Raw genomic sequence first — 1,720 nt, forward strand, 5'->3', positions numbered from 1 at the left:
TGAGCTCGTCCCAGGTGCCGCCGACGCCCATCAGGAACACGGCGTCGTAGCCCTCGTCGGCGACCTTGTCGGCGAGCTCAATCATCTTCTTGCCGGTCTCGTAGACGTTCTTGCCGTCCTCGACGTAGCCCTCCTGGCTAAAGTGCATGATCTCGATCTTCTCGGTTTCCTTCATGGCTTTTCCTTTCTGTCCTGCACGCAACTCTATACATCGCGTTTCTTTTCGATACCAATTATAGACATACACCTAATGTGTTTTTAATACCACTTATCAATCTGCTCCAATCCTCGGTGAACGGTCGAAATTCTCTGGTGAGTGGTATTAAATTAGAATTGAATGTATAGCTAACGCCTCTGGCGCCTCCCTTGTGTGACAAAGAACAGCGTTCCTACCAGCGCAATAATGGTCGATGCCCCAAACAGTACCGTCTGGACACCCAAAGCCTCCGCCAAAAACGGAGCCGCCAGCAGCGGCAGCACGCCGGCGCTCATCAGGCCAAAACGCACAAAGCCGGTAATGCGCCCCAGGTATTTGATGTCAGCGCGCTCCTGAATCAAGATCATCTGCAGCGGTTCCAGGAATCCCCAGGCCAGACCGTTAATCGCCTGACCGATAATCGCGACCCCCAGCATATCGGTGCCCACGTACACCATGGACCCAATGCCCACGGCCATGAGCGCGCCGAGCAGCAATCGCAGGTTGACATGGCGGGCAGAAAGCTTGGTCAGGATGAACGCGCCCACCGAGGAAGTGAGGCCCACGACCGAGGACAGCCAGCCCAGCCAGACGATATCCACGTTGAGCACATCGCGATAGAACAACGACTCCAGCGAATCGAACGCGCCAAACGCAAAGAAGCCCAGAAAGCCCGAGATAAAGATAAGGCGCAGGTCGTGGTCGCGAAACGTAAGTCGCGCGCCCTCGGCCATGCCGCCCAGAATGCCGCCCTTCGGCTTCTCCCCTTTTGCGGGAGCAACACACTCGTGACAGCCCAAGGAGAGCACGGCCGCCACACCCATCATGCCCGCCATGAGCAGATAGACCGATTGCGTGGCAAAACAGCTCACGATGGCACCACCGAGCAGCGGGCCAGCGGTATAGGCGATATTGCTGTAGAACACCATGAGACCGTTCACGCGGGTACGGCCCTCGGTGGTCGACTCCAGGTATCCCGGAAACGCATGCGTACAGGTGTTGATAAAGCCGCCCGCAAGCCCCAAGACGCACGCGGCAAACACAAGCCCGGGGACAGACAACGGCGCCAACCCCACGCCAAGCGATAGCACCGCCGTAATCACGCACGTCACAAACGACGTCCGGCGCGGTCCAAAGCGGTCGATGACCGAGCCCGACACCATATTGCCCGCCGACGTCATAAGATTGCGTACGAGCGTAATGGCAGCAACCAAAAAGGCCGTGCCAGCCAAATCATACGTCGCCGCGCCGATAAGCCCTAAAAAGTACACCGCGTTGTTGGCGCACCATTGCAGGGACTCAATAAGAATCAGCCTGACCTCTGCCGGCGTCAGGCGCATTGCTTCGCGATCCTTCGCGAACATACGAACTCCCTCTATACAAGTAAGGGGATGGAGGGCATAGGCCCGCTCCATCCCCTTACCAGGTTGCAATGACAGTCTATGCAGCCGGGCCCTTACGCCAGCACGCCGAAGAACGCGCCGATGATGCCCACGGCCATGGTGGCCACGATCAGCACCATGG

Annotated in this window: 1 protein-coding gene; it reads right to left on the reverse strand. The window is 57.9% G+C overall.

What is annotated here, in order from left to right; genetic code table 11:
* Positions 1-345: 345 nt before the first annotated feature.
* Positions 346-1,560 carry an MFS transporter gene (locus I2E45_RS10110; protein ID WP_195241124.1) on the reverse strand — a complete coding sequence of 405 codons (1,215 nt, stop codon included), beginning with the start codon at positions 1,558-1,560 and terminating at the stop codon, positions 346-348.
* Positions 1,561-1,720 lie beyond the last annotated feature (160 nt).

The sequence above is a fragment of the Collinsella aerofaciens genome (assembly GCF_015555045.1).
GTDB classification, from domain to species: Bacteria; Actinomycetota; Coriobacteriia; order Coriobacteriales; family Coriobacteriaceae; genus Collinsella; species Collinsella aerofaciens_W.